General features: G+C 50.8%; 16 protein-coding genes. 3 read left to right on the top strand and 13 right to left on the bottom strand.

All coding sequences use genetic code 11. The features are described 5' to 3' along the window. Nucleotides 1-552 precede the first annotated feature (552 nt). Nucleotides 553-918 (top strand): exosortase system-associated protein, TIGR04073 family, encoded by a 366-nt coding sequence (locus BLO43_RS15775; RefSeq protein ID WP_074631876.1) that lies wholly within the window; start codon nucleotides 553-555, stop codon nucleotides 916-918. A 209-nt stretch (nucleotides 919-1127) separates the two neighbouring features. Here the strand turns inward: BLO43_RS15775 and BLO43_RS15780 are convergent, their stop codons facing one another. Continuing rightward, a complete protein-coding gene (locus BLO43_RS15780) occupies nucleotides 1128-1568 on the bottom strand; it encodes a hypothetical protein (protein WP_090907953.1) in 441 nt (146 codons plus the stop codon). A 306-nt stretch (nucleotides 1569-1874) separates the two neighbouring features. Here BLO43_RS15780 and BLO43_RS15785 point away from each other — a divergent pair, with 306 nt between their 5' ends. Further along, complete coding sequence (locus tag BLO43_RS15785) at nucleotides 1875-2534, top strand: hypothetical protein (RefSeq protein ID WP_090907955.1); 660 nt, start codon at nucleotides 1875-1877, stop codon at nucleotides 2532-2534. Nucleotides 2535-2771: 237 nt separating this feature from the next. Here BLO43_RS15785 and BLO43_RS15790 read toward each other — a convergent pair whose 3' ends face one another. The 6 genes from BLO43_RS15790 to BLO43_RS15815 all read right to left on the bottom strand — a co-directional run bounded on the left by BLO43_RS15790 (nucleotide 2772) and on the right by BLO43_RS15815 (nucleotide 9236). Next, nucleotides 2772-3479 (bottom strand): PEP-CTERM sorting domain-containing protein, encoded by a 708-nt coding sequence (locus BLO43_RS15790; RefSeq protein ID WP_254773513.1) that lies wholly within the window; start codon nucleotides 3477-3479, stop codon nucleotides 2772-2774. 644 nt (nucleotides 3480-4123) lie between these two features. Further along, nucleotides 4124-4636: a hypothetical protein gene (locus BLO43_RS15795; RefSeq protein WP_090907957.1), complete on the bottom strand. Its 513-nt coding sequence runs from the start codon at nucleotides 4634-4636 to the stop codon at nucleotides 4124-4126. Nucleotides 4637-4840: 204 nt separating this feature from the next. Beyond that, complete coding sequence (locus BLO43_RS15800; RefSeq protein ID WP_090907959.1) at nucleotides 4841-5488, bottom strand: DsbA family protein; 648 nt, start codon at nucleotides 5486-5488, stop codon at nucleotides 4841-4843. Nucleotides 5489-5642: 154 nt separating this feature from the next. Further along, entirely contained in the window at nucleotides 5643-7457 is a 1815-nt protein-coding gene (gene typA, locus BLO43_RS15805) for a translational GTPase TypA (protein WP_090907960.1), read from the bottom strand. Nucleotides 7458-7794: 337 nt separating this feature from the next. Next, nucleotides 7795-8094: a ComEA family DNA-binding protein gene (locus BLO43_RS15810; RefSeq protein WP_090907961.1), complete on the bottom strand. Its 300-nt coding sequence runs from the start codon at nucleotides 8092-8094 to the stop codon at nucleotides 7795-7797. Between the two features lie 254 nt (nucleotides 8095-8348). Then, on the bottom strand, nucleotides 8349-9236 hold the full coding sequence (locus tag BLO43_RS15815; protein ID WP_090907963.1) for a hypothetical protein: 888 nt from the start codon (nucleotides 9234-9236) through the stop codon (nucleotides 8349-8351). A 31-nt stretch (nucleotides 9237-9267) separates the two neighbouring features. On the opposite strand from BLO43_RS15815, the gene BLO43_RS15820 reads away from it, so the two are divergent. After that, nucleotides 9268-9606 (top strand): hypothetical protein, encoded by a 339-nt coding sequence (locus BLO43_RS15820; RefSeq protein WP_139149308.1) that lies wholly within the window; start codon nucleotides 9268-9270, stop codon nucleotides 9604-9606. Between the two features lie 384 nt (nucleotides 9607-9990). Here the strand turns inward: BLO43_RS15820 and BLO43_RS15825 are convergent, their stop codons facing one another. From BLO43_RS15825 to ctaD, 6 genes are all read right to left on the bottom strand, one after another. Further along, the gene (locus tag BLO43_RS15825; protein WP_004177520.1) at nucleotides 9991-10266 is read right to left on the bottom strand and encodes a ComEA family DNA-binding protein; all 276 of its coding nucleotides are present in this window, start codon (nucleotides 10264-10266) and stop codon (nucleotides 9991-9993) included. A gap of 635 nt (nucleotides 10267-10901) precedes the next feature. Continuing rightward, nucleotides 10902-11663, bottom strand: coding sequence for a helix-turn-helix domain-containing protein (locus BLO43_RS15835; protein WP_090907969.1), 762 nt, complete (start codon nucleotides 11661-11663; stop codon nucleotides 10902-10904). 30 nt (nucleotides 11664-11693) lie between these two features. Next, entirely contained in the window at nucleotides 11694-12164 is a 471-nt protein-coding gene (locus tag BLO43_RS15840) for an RrF2 family transcriptional regulator (protein ID WP_090907977.1), read from the bottom strand. 81 nt (nucleotides 12165-12245) lie between these two features. After that, nucleotides 12246-13103 carry a cytochrome c oxidase subunit 3 gene (locus tag BLO43_RS15845; RefSeq protein WP_090907971.1) on the bottom strand — a complete coding sequence of 286 codons (858 nt, stop codon included), beginning with the start codon at nucleotides 13101-13103 and terminating at the stop codon, nucleotides 12246-12248. A gap of 42 nt (nucleotides 13104-13145) precedes the next feature. Beyond that, a complete protein-coding gene (locus tag BLO43_RS16885; RefSeq protein ID WP_175444000.1) occupies nucleotides 13146-13283 on the bottom strand; it encodes a hypothetical protein in 138 nt (45 codons plus the stop codon). A 21-nt stretch (nucleotides 13284-13304) separates the two neighbouring features. After that, nucleotides 13305-14882: a cytochrome c oxidase subunit I gene (gene ctaD / locus BLO43_RS15850; protein ID WP_090907973.1), complete on the bottom strand. Its 1578-nt coding sequence runs from the start codon at nucleotides 14880-14882 to the stop codon at nucleotides 13305-13307. Between the last annotated feature and the right edge of the window lie 245 nt (nucleotides 14883-15127).

The following is a 15127-nucleotide window of genomic DNA, read 5'->3' on the forward strand; positions in this document are numbered from 1 at the left end:
CAAAACTACCTGGTACCAGATCCAGTGCAAACAGACGCGTCAGTAATGGATCTATGTGGTCTGCTTCGTCAAGCGTGGGAATCACCACGGAAAATTGCACGGTGCTGGTTATCTCTGTGTTGGACGGGCTGGATGACGTTGGCGAGAAAGGATGTATAGACAGAGAATGAGTCGTATCCAGCAATTTGATTATAAAGGATTCAGGTAATTGTTACTTTTCGCAAAATCATCTTGTTTTTTTGATCGCGGATCAAAAAAACATATCCTTCGAAAGCCGGTTTGATCCCTCAGGCGAAGCGTAGCACAATTCATCAATCGGAAGTGTGAGCCCTGAATAACGACAGCCATGTGACGGTTCGTAGCTTATCAAGCTATCCGGATCAGCTGATTCGCATAAACCGGCCTAAACAGCCAGATCGCCGGTAGCCGTATCTGCTCAAACGACAAAAATGATATCTTGGGAATTTTGAATGTTTAAGGATGTCCATATTGCTACGGTATGCTAGTATTAGGCTGGATTTAATTTAATTTAATCTACTTTAGGGAGGCTCCATGAAAAATATGTTGAAACCGTTGCTACTGATATCCGCGCTATTCTTCTTCTCATCCCAGGCGGCAATGGCCACAAGTTATCCTGAGAAAATAGGTGACAAACTTGCACACGGCCTCGCCAATACCGTTACCGGTTTGGGGGAGATTCCCAAGAACATAATAATAAACACTAATCAGAAAGGCCCTGCGTACGGGATCCCGGTTGGTTTTCTGGTTGGTATTGTACATGGGATTGGGCGTACGTTAACCGGAGCGGTAGATCTGGTTACGTTTATTATTCCCACCAAACCAATCATCTACCCGGACTATATCTGGAAAGAGTTTGATAAGGAAACGCACTATCACCCTGACTGGAAATTACAGTAACCCGCTATTTCGTGCGGACCTATATCCGCGTAACTTCATGAAAGGGAGCCTCATGGTCACATGGCTCCCTTTTTTTGCACCCGTATCCACATCCTTCAAATAGTCAAATACAGTCCGTCAGGACACGGAATCACCGGCATCCATCCCAAAAGCCTTATGCACAGACACACGTTCCCTTCGAGATAGTGATTGGACCCTCGATAGTGGGCCTAATACCCTTGACCGCCCATGCCTGAGCCAGGGTTGTTCATGCCTGGGTTCATGCCAGGATTGCTCATGCCTGGATTGGTTCCGGGGGATGAAGATTGACGGCTGAATTTCTCTCTTCCCGCAGCCGCGTCCGCATTGACCTTCTTTGATGCTTCACGATATTGCGTTTGTTGGGCGTTTGCTGAATTTGCGATAGCCGCAGTATCGGCATTGGCCTCCTTGATCATGCACTCGTCGTAAGACTGAACCTGCTTCTGCCACTCGTTCACCGCGGCGATACTCTGATTAATGGTATCGATACTGCTTGAATCGACGGCAGGCGCCTCGGATAGCTTGCCACACCCACTTGGCGACCAGTTTCCATTATCCAAAGTACCGGCGTTTACCGCAAACGCGACGGCAAGCATGGCAGGAGAGGCAAGAAAGATGATTCGCTTCATGTGTATTTTCCTCTATCGATCTGTTGATTATAGAAATAACAATTCTCGGAATGTGTTCCGTATTATTGCATTTTTACTCTTGCTCTTTTTGATGTGCTGGAAGCTGGCAGGCTGCTGGCTCCTTTAAACCCGCCGAACAGCGTACTATGTCCGCAGCAGCGGTGTCGAACCATTCTTGAGATTTTACAACATTCTATGGTGGATGCGCGCTGCGCGTTTTGGCGCAAATTGCGCTACACTGTAACAATTCGAACTGGATTACTGTTTAACTTGTGATCCTCATCAGTGATTGCCTCAGGAACAATAATGACGGATACACTCAAGAGCAGGCTTGAAATAATTGACGCTGATTGTGAAAGCGCAATGAGAATCGAACTCGATGAGCTCTACGACAACGCATATTATGACGGTACGAAATTCCACCTTCCATCTCCACAGGCCGCTGAGGCTATCTGGCTCAACCTTATCGCTAGAAAGGAACGAGAATTTATTCAGGAACTGACCCCGGCTCTAAAATCGCAACCCACCATCCTGAGCAAGAACGACGCATCCACCATTGAGGATATGGTGAATACCCTGTTTGCAGATGATCGATACTTGGAACGAATGCGGGACTTTTACCAGGAGGTAACAAGAAAAGCGCTGATTTATGAATCTTCCTTCGATATGGATGCTAAGCGACTGGAACTTCTGGACTCTACGTATCGCATGGGCGCAGCCAATGCGCTCCGCAAAGCACGACGTAATGTCCTCGCGGAATTGGAGCCCTACACGCAACTCGACGCGCCGGAGGATACTGGATTCTTTTCCCAATGGCGGCACTATTCCAATCTGAGCCCATTGAGATCCATTACAACGGTTGTTCTGCTAAGTTTAACGTCATATCTTATTGCAGCTATCATTACGAGTGAGACATTTCAAGGATTACTGGAACGTTTTGGCTGGTCCGCCGGAACCGGCCTGTAAAATTTGCCGGTAACTTTGAGGCGGTTGGTGACGCACTGGCAATGATTATCGCAGCTTAGCGTTTACGAGATGGTAAAGTCCGTATCCGTTGTCCTGACTTTTCGCGTCAATATGCCAGAGGCAAGTACACTATCAGCGCCAGCAGACATGATGGATCTGTTCCGGTACTAATATCGCCAAGCAAACAACCCGCTAGGCGGCAGGCTGTTCGAAAAGCTTCAGTTTGATTGGGTCCAACTACTTTTGCGGTTTACGTTGCGCACCGAGACTGAGCAGTCCAATACCCATAAGTGCGAGGGTAGCGGGTTCTGGGACAGAATTTTGCGGAAGCTCTGTAGGGGGGCTGCTGGTTTCGGCGCTGCCAACATATTTCACAGAACTGCCGCCGCCTGATCCGGCACCAACTTGCTGAATATGCACCATCGCCAAGGAAGCGGGACCGCTGCCTGAAACAGAACCAATAAAATCGTTTATCAGAACATTACCGATTGTCCACGTAGCGACTTCACCATCCAGAAATCGCTTGGAGGCCTTTGTAGGAAAATCCAGTTCCAAATAAAAATCGTAACCTGCATTCTTACCTGGCGGATTTATGTCGAAATCACCCACTACGATTGATTGGGTCCCTCCAAAATTCGAGAATGAAGCGCTGTTGAGGGTAGCAGCCCCACCGTAGGAAAAAAGAAGTTGAGATATAAAGGCATCATCCCCGATTCCGCCCGAAAGATTATTCACCGAATTGACAAAACTAAAGTCTACATTTGACCCATTTTGGGTCAGGGTCAGGGTAGCGACCGTGACATTACCCGACACCGTGCTACCCGTTACATACGTATTGATGTCAATCGATAGTGCTGAGGCCGATAAAGGTCCGGCCATAATTCCAAGCCCTATCAACATACTCGCAGTAAATTTACTGCCTGTTGCAATCTGGTTAAATTTCATGGCTCCCTCAATAAATTAAAAGTTGAATTTTTGTTCTTGGTTTCCGCTTACAATAGATAATTAAAGCAATTACCATGCCATATAATAATATATTGATTATTAACAAGATATTTATACAGCACATAAAAATGTAAGTTCTATCGTCATTATTCTGTCTTATTTGCGAGTAAACCATAGGAAGGTATCTCGACCATAGCCAGAGACCAAAATGTCACAGCATGCTTTAACGCTCTTAAAAATAGAAAGATAGAGTAAATATAAGATTTACCAAAAACAAACCCCGCCACAAGGACGGGGTGTAACGGCAGACAATCAAGTTAGATACTTTGCTCGCCACGCCTGCGTTTTGCAATAGAACCTATCAACCCATGACCTGCCAGAAACATGGGATTTAAAGTTGGTGAATCCCGCCCCTTGGCATCGACGGGCTCAGTGATACTCAAATGGAAATTAGTAAACGACGAGGTAGATTGTTGATGATCAACCCAAGCTTGACATATGACGCCACCACCTTTAGTTGGCACCAGTTTCTTGACCCTGAGTGATAAAAATATGCTCCAGTTTTACCGGAGATGGTACACATTCTGCTACTTGCCGTCAGCCTACTGATTGAATCACCTGCTTCCAGCAACCCACATGGCGGTTCACATCGCATTCAAATCCTCAACCGCAGCGAGAACCATACCCGTTCCAGCAGCAATCAGAAGAATATCCGCCGCAACACGTACATAACGGTATCCAGGGCCTGGATACCCCAATTGTCCAATCAAGTGCGGCGGCAAATCATAAAAGATCACATCCCGAGGCAGTGGATAACCCATTCTCCATTTTTTTGCTTGTCCTGGCGGCATGCAACCGTTGTACTTCTTGGCCAGACCCGGCGGGCAGCGTCCACTCTGGAACCGGGGTCCAAAATAATCAGAAAGGATAGTGCGTTGACGATCATCAAAATGCTGAAGTGTATGTCCGTTGCCATGAGATTGATTACCACCTCGATAATTCTGATAATTTTTGCCGTGTTTATTACCTTTATGCTGCTTCTGCTTCCCTGCCTTTTGGTTCCCCATCCCCATAGGCTTCTCAGCAGAAGCAGGCATGGAGATGAAAGATAGCGACAGCGCAATAGCCGAAACAAGATTTAAGAAAGCTTTAAGCATGATTGTATGATTATAGATTGGAAAAACGTACTGATGTCTGCTTTGAGTGTCTTAACTGCCCTCATTAAATTGACTCTGCAACAGCCGGTATTAAAGCTATAACGTCGTCACCAAGCCGAATGTTTACATCAATTTTGTGATTAACACGGTATTAGCAAAAAAAAGGCAACATCACAGACAATAAGTCTTGATGATCGGTATTCATCAGTGTCGATCGAAAATAGTAATGCTATCCTTCAGCCATTCGTCGAGCTTCAGGCGCAGTTCTTCAAACGGACGGTAGCCAGCGGTGAGGACGCTGTAGCCCGTTGCATCCTGCATTATCACGACAGGGAAACCGTGCACGTCCCATTGACGTGCTTTCTGGAAATGACCAAGGGTTTGGCTCTTTGCGGTATCCGATTCGAATACTTGCGAAAATTGCCGCGCGTCCAATCCTGCGTCTGAGGCTAACCGCGTCAGCACAACAGCAGTGGTTACATCCCGCTGTTCAACGTAAAAAGCGGATTGTACCGCCTTGAAAAATGGAAAAATCGCGTCAGAATTGATGATGGACGCCGCGACTACACCGCGGCTGGCTGGCTCGGTATCGTAGATGAATCCTGCTGGCATTGCGCCTTCGAATCGGAATGGCTGCCCCGTCATACGATGCACCGCTCGCCAATGGTGAAGTATTTCCTCTCGTTGCGTGGAAGGTATCGCGTCTTTTGTGCCCGGCCGCAAGCCCCCAAGCAACAATTCCATCTTCAGGTGGGCTCCATACTCGCGACGAATTGCCTCGATCACCGGCGAGAAACCCCAACACCATGAGCACATGGGGTCAGCGACATACCAGAGGGTTCTTTCAATCATCGAGAGACGCTTTCGTCCATTCGATCCGTTCGATCGGCGGAAGAAAGTATAGCCGCACCACGATCATATGGGTGGCCACCCGTGGATATAAATAGCAGATTCTGGTACTAACGAACTAATCCACCTCTCTCAGGAACCTGTCTGCTTAGCGAGATTACGCCGCGGCCCGCGAGGCCTTCTTGCGCTCGTGTTCCTGCAGGAAACGCTTGCGGACACGGATGGTCTTTGGCGTAATCTCCACCAGTTCATCATCGGCGATGAATTCGATCGCCGATTCCAGGGTGAGTTGAATCGGCGGGGTCAGGGTCACGGCTTCATCGGTTCCCGAAGCACGTACATTAGTGAGTTGCTTCCCCTTGATGGGATTGACGACCAGATCATTATCGCGGGTGTGAATGCCAATTACCATGCCTTCATACAGACGATCGCCGGGGCTGACGAACATGCGCCCACGCTCTTGCAATTTCCACAATGCATAGGCTACAGCCTCGCCCTGCTCGGCGGAAATCAGTACACCGTTGCGGCGTGCGGCGATTTCCGGCCGCATGGGTGCATATTCATCGAATACGTGACTCATAAGTCCTGTGCCGCGCGTCATGGTCATGAAGTCGGATTGAAAGCCAATCAGGCCGCGTGCGGGAATACGGTAATCCAGTCGCACTCGTCCGCGTTCATCCGACACCATATCCTGCAAATCGCCACGGCGCGCGCCCAGCGCCTCCATAACCGCGCCTTGATTCGTCTCTTCCACGTCCACGGTAAGCATTTCGAACGGCTCACATTTAACACCATCAATTTCGCGGATCACCACATGGGGGCGCGACACCGCCAGCTCATAGCCTTCGCGCCGCATGCTTTCGAGCAAAATGGTAAGGTGCAATTCACCCCGGCCAGAAACCAGAAACGAATCGGTATCACCCGTATCCTCCAGCTTCATCGCAACATTGGTCAGCAATTCTTTTTCAAGACGCTCGCGCAATTGCCGACTGGTGACAAATTTACCTTCCTTACCGGCAAAAGGTGATGTATTCACCTGAAAATTCATTGTCAGTGTAGGCTCATCCACCGTAGACATCGGCAAGGCCTCAGGCTGATCGATGTCAGCCAAAGTCGTACCAATACCCAATTCCTCGACACCATTGATCAGAACAATGTCACCCGCCAGTGCCTCATCCATCTGCACGCGCTCGATACCACGAAAACCCAATACCTGGTTAACCCTGGCTTTCTTCGGCGCACTACTTCCTGCCAACACCATCACATCTTGACCAGGCTTGAGCCGACCGCGACTGATGCGGCCAATACCGATGCGCCCGACGAAACTGGAATAATCCAGCGCGCTGATCTGCAGCTGCAGCGGCTCATCCGGATTGCCGACGGGTGCCGGGACGTGCCTGAGTATGGTGTCAAACAGCGGACGCATATCGGCACTGGCCTGTTTCAAATCCATCATGGCGTAGCCATTGAGTGCCGAAGCATAGACCACCGGGAAATCCAGTTGCTTTTCATTCGCCCCCAGCTTGTCGAACAAATCGAAGGTGTGATTCACCACCCAGTCCGGACGCGCGCCGGGACGGTCGATCTTGTTGACCACTACAATCGGGTGCAATCCGAGCGCCAGCGCTTTTTTGGTGACGAAGCGGGTTTGCGGCATGGGACCCTCGACCGCGTCCACCAGCAGCAATACACCGTCCACCATCGATAGCACGCGCTCCACCTCGCCGCCGAAGTCGGCATGGCCGGGCGTATCCACGATATTGATATGCACGCCTTCGTAGTCCACCGCACAGTTCTTGGCAAGTATGGTAATGCCGCGCTCGCGCTCGATATCGCTGGAATCCATCACCCGCTCGGCAATGTGTTGGTGCGCGGCGAAAGAACCCGCCTGATGCAACAGCTTATCCACCAATGTGGTCTTGCCGTGATCGACGTGGGCGATGATGGCGATATTGCGAATGGATCTTGACATGCGGAAATCCTTGGTCGGAAAGGCAAAAGGGCAGGATTATATCAGGTAGCCGGGAAGTTTGCCCGTATCATGTACGAACGCACGGATGCGCGGTTGGTTCAATAAAAAATAGGTGGGGTCAATAATATGAATCAAGCGGTTCATGCAGGCTCCTTCCCGACATGCGGCCAGCGGCAGGATAACCTTTATACTCGCCTACTGTTTCAATCGGATTACCGGATATAAACAAAAACCCCGGATAATCCGGGATTTTTGTCGCAAAAAGCGGGAATTCGGCCAAAAATTCCTTACTCCCGCCCGCCTTCGCGGTTGATTTTCTTTCTGGTTCAACCTTCTCCTACTTGCTTGCAGGCTTGCTTTCGTTTCTGAGCACGGTGGGGCCGGTAAGCGTAATATCCTTGCGGAGCTGTTGCATATCCACAGTATGGCTGTTAACGCCTTCAACCTTTTGGAGATCGTCCGTCGACTTGAATGCGCCCGCCTTTGAACGGTAGTCGATGATCGCCTTGGCTTTGGCGGCGGTGATGCCTTTGAGAGTCTGAAGCTCGGCCTGAGTAGCGGTATTGATGTTGACGGCCGCGCAAACAGTACCGGTAAACGTTAGCAATGTAACAATGGCAATAAACGGCTTTTTCATGGGTTCTCCTCATGTTAGAAATAAACGGCATGTAACGAAAAACTCTTGTCGAATAATAAAAATATCTGACAACTCAACCTCCATCCAAGGCCGGCGCCAAAGAGCATTGGAGCAAGATCCACATGGCTCACCTTTACACCGGCATCGTTCCTGGGTTACGCTCGGATAAAGGAAATACGGCTTGCATAGCGTGGTTTTTCGGCAGGCTGCCAGGTTCCCCTTTCATTTTTGTCCGCGTTCCAGGATCGATATCTTTAGAAGCCGATTCCAAGGTAACCACCAGCAGTCACACCATCGATCTTAATGCCGTCGGTTCTGCCACTGGTCAGGTGATAGCGGGCATCAACACCGACAAAAAAATCTTTCCAGATTCGATAATCGGCACCGGCGCCAAACATGACCCCGGGAATCAATACCGTAATGGACTCGGACGGAGGACTGATCACATGGATACCCAGACCCGCGGGGATAATCCAGGGCCTAAATCGGTAGCCCTCCAGAAATTTGATTTTTGGCGCCGCCGTCAGCGTAAACTGACTGACATTTACGCCGGCACCGGGAGCGGGAAGCGCGTTGCCTCGTACCTTGGAGCCGTATTCCTTGTATTCGAACATCACCTCAGACATGACACTCGTTTTTGGCATCAGGCCCCAGGCATCATTTGTCAGGTTAAAGTCAAAACCCGCTCCGATATACCATGCATCTCTATCCGCCTGCCCTCCGGCACCGCCGAGACCGCCACTTTGTATGGATACACCGTTACGGAGCTCATTGCTGTGTGCAAAACCGCCGCGGAAAAACAGCATATGCGATTTTTTGTCCGGGCGTTTTTCCACCGATGCCGTAACCTGCTCAATCTTCGTAACCTTCTGCGCTTCCACAGCTTGCCGTTTCTCCATCGAAACGGATCTTTCCTCCATTTTCATAAGCTTGTGTGTATCCCGGGCAGATTCGGATTTTAGCTGATTCAGTTCGCTCCGAATGGCTTGCATACTGGCTTCCAATTGCCTGAGTGAACGTTCCAAAGCTTCGGTTCTTGCATCCTGAGCCGCAACCCGCGGCGCAACCGTTGCCATGACAATGGCGAGCGAAGCGGCGACAACACTGACGGACAGCCGCGTCTTGTCAAAGAACAGTTTCATTCAATTTTCCTCCATGGTTTATCGGATTTTATTGGTTACTGATTCAGCCATAGCATTGGCGGAAAGTGGCGGGGAAACTCCAGACAAGACGGCAAATTACGGTTTTCTCAAGATGTGTCCGCCACTCGAGTGTTGCCATGCCATGCCATGCCATGCCCTGACCCAGGGCCAAGCGAGTCAATCCCCTTCGGCCTCGATGCGATTGACCGCCGCCGCCAGCGGCAAGCGAAAGTTCGGACGGGAAAAGTCACGGGATTCGGCTCATGCAAACTGCATTACGGTAAGGCAACTATGGATTCAGGAATTAAAGATAATCGGATTCTCATATCCGATAGCGAATGATATGGCGCCTCAGGAAATAAGAACCTGACGGATGTCATCTTCTGTGTACTTTTTTGCGAAAAGAGTGAATACCAGCCAACCTTGCCTGTTTCACGAAGAGACAGGGCCTGGAGTTTGACCGAATCAGTGCCCGGGGGAGAACGAGAGTGAGGGGGAACGAGAGGTTAGGACGCCTCTGAATTCGTCAATAGGCGTGAGACGGTGGCCGATAGCGGATTCCGAAGGACAGGATGCCCTATAGACAATAAGGAAAGGGGCGGCCAAAGCACGAATGGGTCGACGCCCTTCGATCGGTGCCAAGATCGCCTGACAAGGCAGAACACCCGTAAAGCACCGTCCCGAGAGGGTCACGGCACGGAGTGCCCATTCAGAGCTCCGTTAATAGCTCCAGGCAATCCGTGCGCTTTTTCTCTTACTTGGCTACTGGTCGAATCAGGGTGGGACCGGTAATCGTAACATCCTTGCGTAGGTCTCGCATATCGATTGTGTCATCCACCTTTATCAAATCGTCCGTCGCCCTGAACGCACCCGCTTTTGTGCGATATTCAATGATCGCCTTGGCTCTGGCGGAAGAGATGCCTGGAAGAGTCTGAAGCTCGGCCTGGGTAGCGGTATTGATATTAACGACTGCGTGAGCAGCACCGGTAAACGCCAACATTGTGACAAGGGTAATAAGCAATTTTTTCACGAACTTTCCTTTAAATTAAAAAACAATGGGTAATATAAAATTCTTCATCACAGGACTATGAAAGACCTCATGGGGGAAAAAACAAACGAAGAAAACCCCTACGCAGAATAGCAGTAATTTGCAACTTTCCCTGCCCTAAATTTCTCTGAACGATACACATTAGCCCTGATGTTTCATAAATTCGCGTGATGATTACGCAGGATTTTGTTTCGTAGAGAGATTCCATGAAAAAGCGGCGTAGTTATTCATACGCCCGACTGAACAAGATTTCCATAAAAAACAAAAGACCAGCAAGGACGCGCGTCAATTTATGAGACATTCGAGTTAAGGGTTAGGAATAATCAGACTCATGTTCCCGGAATCACGCCGCATTCCGGCCATGCCAATGAGCATTTGCAACTATCACTTTTGCGGCCTTTCACTGGAAATGGCTGATTCCCAACCGCATAACTTCGGAAATAACGATAGACGAGCGCCGGGAACAGCATGCATCAACCGCACCGGAAAGAAAAACCCTTACCAGAACGTGTATAAAACCAGCGGAGATCATAAATCCGATGAAACCGGAATTTCTCTGTCCTGCGACAGGGGCAGAAACTTGTGGGTCAGGCGGTGAGATTCGAACCCATGGCGTTTCACAAATCCCTGGAAGACCTATGATAGGCGATCTGCTGCAAACGCTCCACATCGTTTAGCTTGATATGCCGGCACTCGCTGCTAACGAGCCCGTCATCCTGAAACCGTGCAAATATGCGGCACACGGTCTCCTCCGCAATGCCCAGGTAATCGCCAATATCACTGCGGGACATGCTCAGGTTGAATTCGGTAGCTGAACAATGGCGCTGCGCGAATTGCTGCGACAGATTGAGTAAGAAAGCGGCAAGACGCTCATCGGCATTGTGTTTGCCAAGCAGCAGCAGCAATTCCTGGCTGTGGCGGATTTCCGCGCTCATAATCTTGAAAATTTCATACTGGATGGCGGGATCTTCCCTGGCCAATTCTTCGAAACGATCGACTGAAACTTCGCAGACGGAAGTGACCCCCGTTGCCCGGGCCTCGCAGTTGTGTTGCCGATTTCCGATGGCGTTCAGGCCCAACAATTCTCCCGCTACATGAAAACCCATCACTTGAACTTGCCCATCTTCATCACTGACGCAGGTTTTGACCGACCCGCCGCGAATGACATAGATATATTCGAGGGATTGCCCCATGCGGTACAGAACCTCGCCGCGTTTAAACACCTGCTTCTTTTTGACGACACGCTCGAGTAACGATGAATCACCGGTCTTCAGCCACAAGGACATGCATAACTGATAAGCGCCGCAATTCCTGCAATCGATCGGCACACCTGCCGGTTCTGCGGTGACGGGTAGCATTTTTGGCGCACGCTCTGACATGTCAGGACCTGTTGGCAATAAATTTACAATCTACGTGGACAGCTTCAGGTCTCCCAGAACCACCCCGGGAAAATCCGTCAATTGATACTTACCACTCGCCACCATCGCGGCAAGCATTTCCAGCGTCTGGTTTTGCAACAGCTTCACGATTTCCTGCTTGATCGGCCACCATTTCGTATGCATCGGGCAGGCGGTTTTGTCGCTGCAAACCTTGAGTCCCAGCACGCAGCCTTCCGTGAACTCCGGCCCCTCGGTAAGCCTGACGATTTGCATCAGATTGATTTTATCGCTATTTTCCCGCAGGCAGAAGCCACCTTGCTTGCCGCGAAAAGAATATAGCAGATTACCCCGGCACAATTCCTGCAAAATCTTGGCAAGATAGGTGGGCGGCGAGTTCAGGTGCTCGGCAATGGTACGATTCAATACCGCTACACCGGGGGGTTGCGTGGCCATGTAAATAAGTGCCTGAATAGCATATTGGGTTGTACGAGACAGAATCATTGCGGAATTATCGCGCAAGCACTGTAACAGTCATTAGAACAAATTCCAGACATAAAATTCCGGCATCCCATTTCGTCACGCCTATACCAGCCAATAGACGAAGATAAACAGCCCCAGCCAGACCACATCCACAAAGTGCCAGTACCAGGCGACGCCTTCAAAGCCAAAATGATTCTCGGGCGTGAAGTGGCCCGCCATGACCCGAAACCATATCACCAGCAGCATGATGGAACCCAGCGTCACATGGAAGCCGTGAAAACCGGTCAGCATGTAAAACGACGCGCCGTAGGCGCCGGTGGTCAGCTTGAGGTTGAGATCGGAGTAGGCATGGCCATATTCATATGCCTGCAGGCCGACAAACAGAAATCCCAGCGCAAACGTCAGGAATAAGCCCAGTTTCAGCTGCCCGCGCTTGTTCAGCTTGAGTGCCCAGTGCGCCCAGGTAACTGTTGCACCCGATGTCAGCAGTATCAGGGTATTGATGGCTGGAAGCCCCCACGGCCCCATGGGCATGAACTTCTCGCTTATCCCGGGGCCGGCTGTGGGCCAGTCGCCCGTGAAATCCGGCCACAGCATCTTGTGCTCCAGATCGGCAAGCCAGGGAACCGAATAGATCCGCATGTAGTACAGTGCCCCGAAGAAGGCGGCAAAAAACATTACTTCGGAAAAAATGAACCAAGTCATTCCCCAACGGAAAGACTGGCCTACCTGCGCGCTGAATTTACCGCTCTCGCTCTCTCGCGCCACCGTGCGGAACCAGACAAAGCACATGTAGAAGAGAATGGCAAAGCCAATCGTGAGCAACCCATAACCTATGGGTAGCCTGTTGACTGAAAATGCCGCGCCAAAACCCATGAATAACAGCGCTATCGACCCGGTCATCGGGTAGGTCGATGGGGCCGGAACGTAGTAATGACCGAGACCTGCTTCTTGGCTCACTTCTTTCTCCCGCTTAAAATTTAATTAACTGCCAAAATCCGATCAGGAACAGCATGCCTGCCATAAATAATGTGCCACAGGCAGGACCAGAGAGAAAGCCAGCAGAAACAACGCTGTTCTGATCGCTGCGTACCTTCTCTCCATCTCCACGTCGTCAGGCATATCCACGTTTTTTGACATATCGCGCTCCTGTTTCTAGTGCTACTTCACCAACGGGGGTGTCTCGAAACTATGGTAAGGCGCCGGTGATGGCAGCGTCCACTCCAGCGTCTTTGCGCCTTCCCAGGGTTTTTCAGGTGCTTTTTCTCCGCCACGGATGCACTTCAACACTACGTAAAGGAACAACAGTTGGGTAGAACCGAAGCCGAAAGCGCCGATACTGGAAATCATGTTGAAATCGGCGAACTGCAGCGCATAGTCGGGAATACGGCGCGGCATGCCCGCCAGTCCCAGGAAGTGCTGCACAAAAAAGGTGACATTAAAAAAGATCATTGACAGCCAGAAATGCCATTTGCCCAGCGTCTCGTCATACATATGCCCGGTCCACTTCGGCAGCCAGTAGTAAGTCCCGGCAAAGATGGCGAAGAGCGAGCCCGATACCAGCACATAGTGGAAGTGCGCGATTACATAATAGGTATCCTGTACCTGAACATCTATCGGCACGATTGCGCAGACCACGCCGCTGAAACCGCCGATAACAAAAAGGAAAATAAAACCGATCGAGAATAGCATGGGCGTTTCGAAGGTCATGGAACCGCGCCACATGGTGGCGGTCCAGTTGAACACCTTCACGCCGGTCGGTACCGCGATCAGCATCGTGCCATACATGAAAAATAGTTGCCCGGTGACCGGCATGCCGGCGGTGAACATGTGATGCGCCCAGACGATGCAGGACAGGATGGCGATGGAGGCGGTCGCGTAAACCATCGAGGAATAGCCGAACAATGGTTTGCGCGCAAACGCGGGAATGATCTCCGATACAATGCCGAATGAGGGCAAGATCATGATGTAGACTTCCGGGTGCCCGAAGAACCAGAAAATATGCTGGAACATCACCGGGTCGCCGCCGCCCGCCGCGTTAAAGAAGTTGGTGCCGAAATGACGGTCGGTCAGCAGCATAGTGACCACTCCCGCCAGCACTGGCATCACCAGAACCAGCAGATATGCCGTGATCAGCCAGGTCCAGACGAACATCGGCATCTTCATCAGTGTCATGCCCGGCGCGCGCATGTTGAGAATGGTGGTGATAATGTTGATCGACCCCATGATGGAGGAAGCACCAAGGATGTGGACGGCAAAAATCATCATGTCCATGCCTACGCCCATTTGCACCGACAGTGGCGGGTAGAATGTCCAGCCGCCCGCCGCCGCACCGCCTGGCGCAAAAAACGAAGTAATCAGCAACAATGCCGCCGGGGGCAGCAGCCAGAAGCTCCAGTTGTTCATGCGAGCGAACGCCATGTCCGGCGCGCCGATCATCATCGGTATCTGCCAGTTGGCAAAGCCGACAAACGCCGGCATGATGGCGCCGAATACCATCACCAAGCCATGCATGGTGGTCAACTGATTAAAGAACTCCGGCTGGACAATCTGGATGCCAGGCATGAACAGCTCGGCCCGGATAGTCAGCGCCATCACGCCCCCCGTGAGGAACATGATGAAACTGAACCAGAGATACATCGTACCGATGTCTTTGTGGTTGGTGGTAGTCAGCCAGCGCATCATTCCGGTGGGATGATGGTCGTGTGCGTGTGCAATGTCGTCGTGTACTGCTGCCATAACTTTCTCCTTGATGCTATTTTTTGAAATGTTTGTATTGAATGATAACTAGCCGGTGCATTCGGCCACCGGGAGGGTGGTGATGCGCCGGCGCAACGTCCACGATGCCGTAATCGCAATATTGTGATGGCGCCGCCATGGTTTCCTTCCTGATGCTATTTTCTGAGTTCGTTGATTTCGGATGGCTGCACTACGTCGCCTGTCGTATTGCCCCAGGCATTGCGTTCGTAGGTGACCACCGCCGC

It is taken from the genome of Nitrosospira sp. Nsp13 (assembly GCF_900101945.1).
GTDB lineage: Bacteria > Pseudomonadota > Gammaproteobacteria > Burkholderiales > Nitrosomonadaceae > Nitrosospira > Nitrosospira multiformis_D.

Coding starts and splice junctions, on each gene's coding strand:
- BLO43_RS15795 (WP_090907957.1), bottom strand. CDS start 4,636: ATGCTTAAAGCTTTCTTAAATCTTGTTTCGGCTATTGCGCTGTCGCTA.
- BLO43_RS15775 (WP_074631876.1), top strand. CDS start 553: ATGAAAAATATGTTGAAACCGTTGCTACTGATATCCGCGCTATTCTTC.
- ctaD (WP_090907973.1), bottom strand. CDS start 14,882: ATGGCAGCAGTACACGACGACATTGCACACGCACACGACCATCATCCC.
- BLO43_RS15790 (WP_254773513.1), bottom strand. CDS start 3,479: ATGAAATTTAACCAGATTGCAACAGGCAGTAAATTTACTGCGAGTATG.
- BLO43_RS15835 (WP_090907969.1), bottom strand. CDS start 11,663: ATGTCAGAGCGTGCGCCAAAAATGCTACCCGTCACCGCAGAACCGGCA.
- BLO43_RS15815 (WP_090907963.1), bottom strand. CDS start 9,236: ATGAAACTGTTCTTTGACAAGACGCGGCTGTCCGTCAGTGTTGTCGCC.
- BLO43_RS15810 (WP_090907961.1), bottom strand. CDS start 8,094: ATGAAAAAGCCGTTTATTGCCATTGTTACATTGCTAACGTTTACCGGT.
- BLO43_RS16885 (WP_175444000.1), bottom strand. CDS start 13,283: ATGTCAAAAAACGTGGATATGCCTGACGACGTGGAGATGGAGAGAAGG.
- typA (WP_090907960.1), bottom strand. CDS start 7,457: ATGTCAAGATCCATTCGCAATATCGCCATCATCGCCCACGTCGATCAC.
- BLO43_RS15840 (WP_090907977.1), bottom strand. CDS start 12,164: ATGATTCTGTCTCGTACAACCCAATATGCTATTCAGGCACTTATTTAC.
- BLO43_RS15780 (WP_090907953.1), bottom strand. CDS start 1,568: ATGAAGCGAATCATCTTTCTTGCCTCTCCTGCCATGCTTGCCGTCGCG.
- BLO43_RS15785 (WP_090907955.1), top strand. CDS start 1,875: ATGACGGATACACTCAAGAGCAGGCTTGAAATAATTGACGCTGATTGT.
- BLO43_RS15800 (WP_090907959.1), bottom strand. CDS start 5,488: ATGATTGAAAGAACCCTCTGGTATGTCGCTGACCCCATGTGCTCATGG.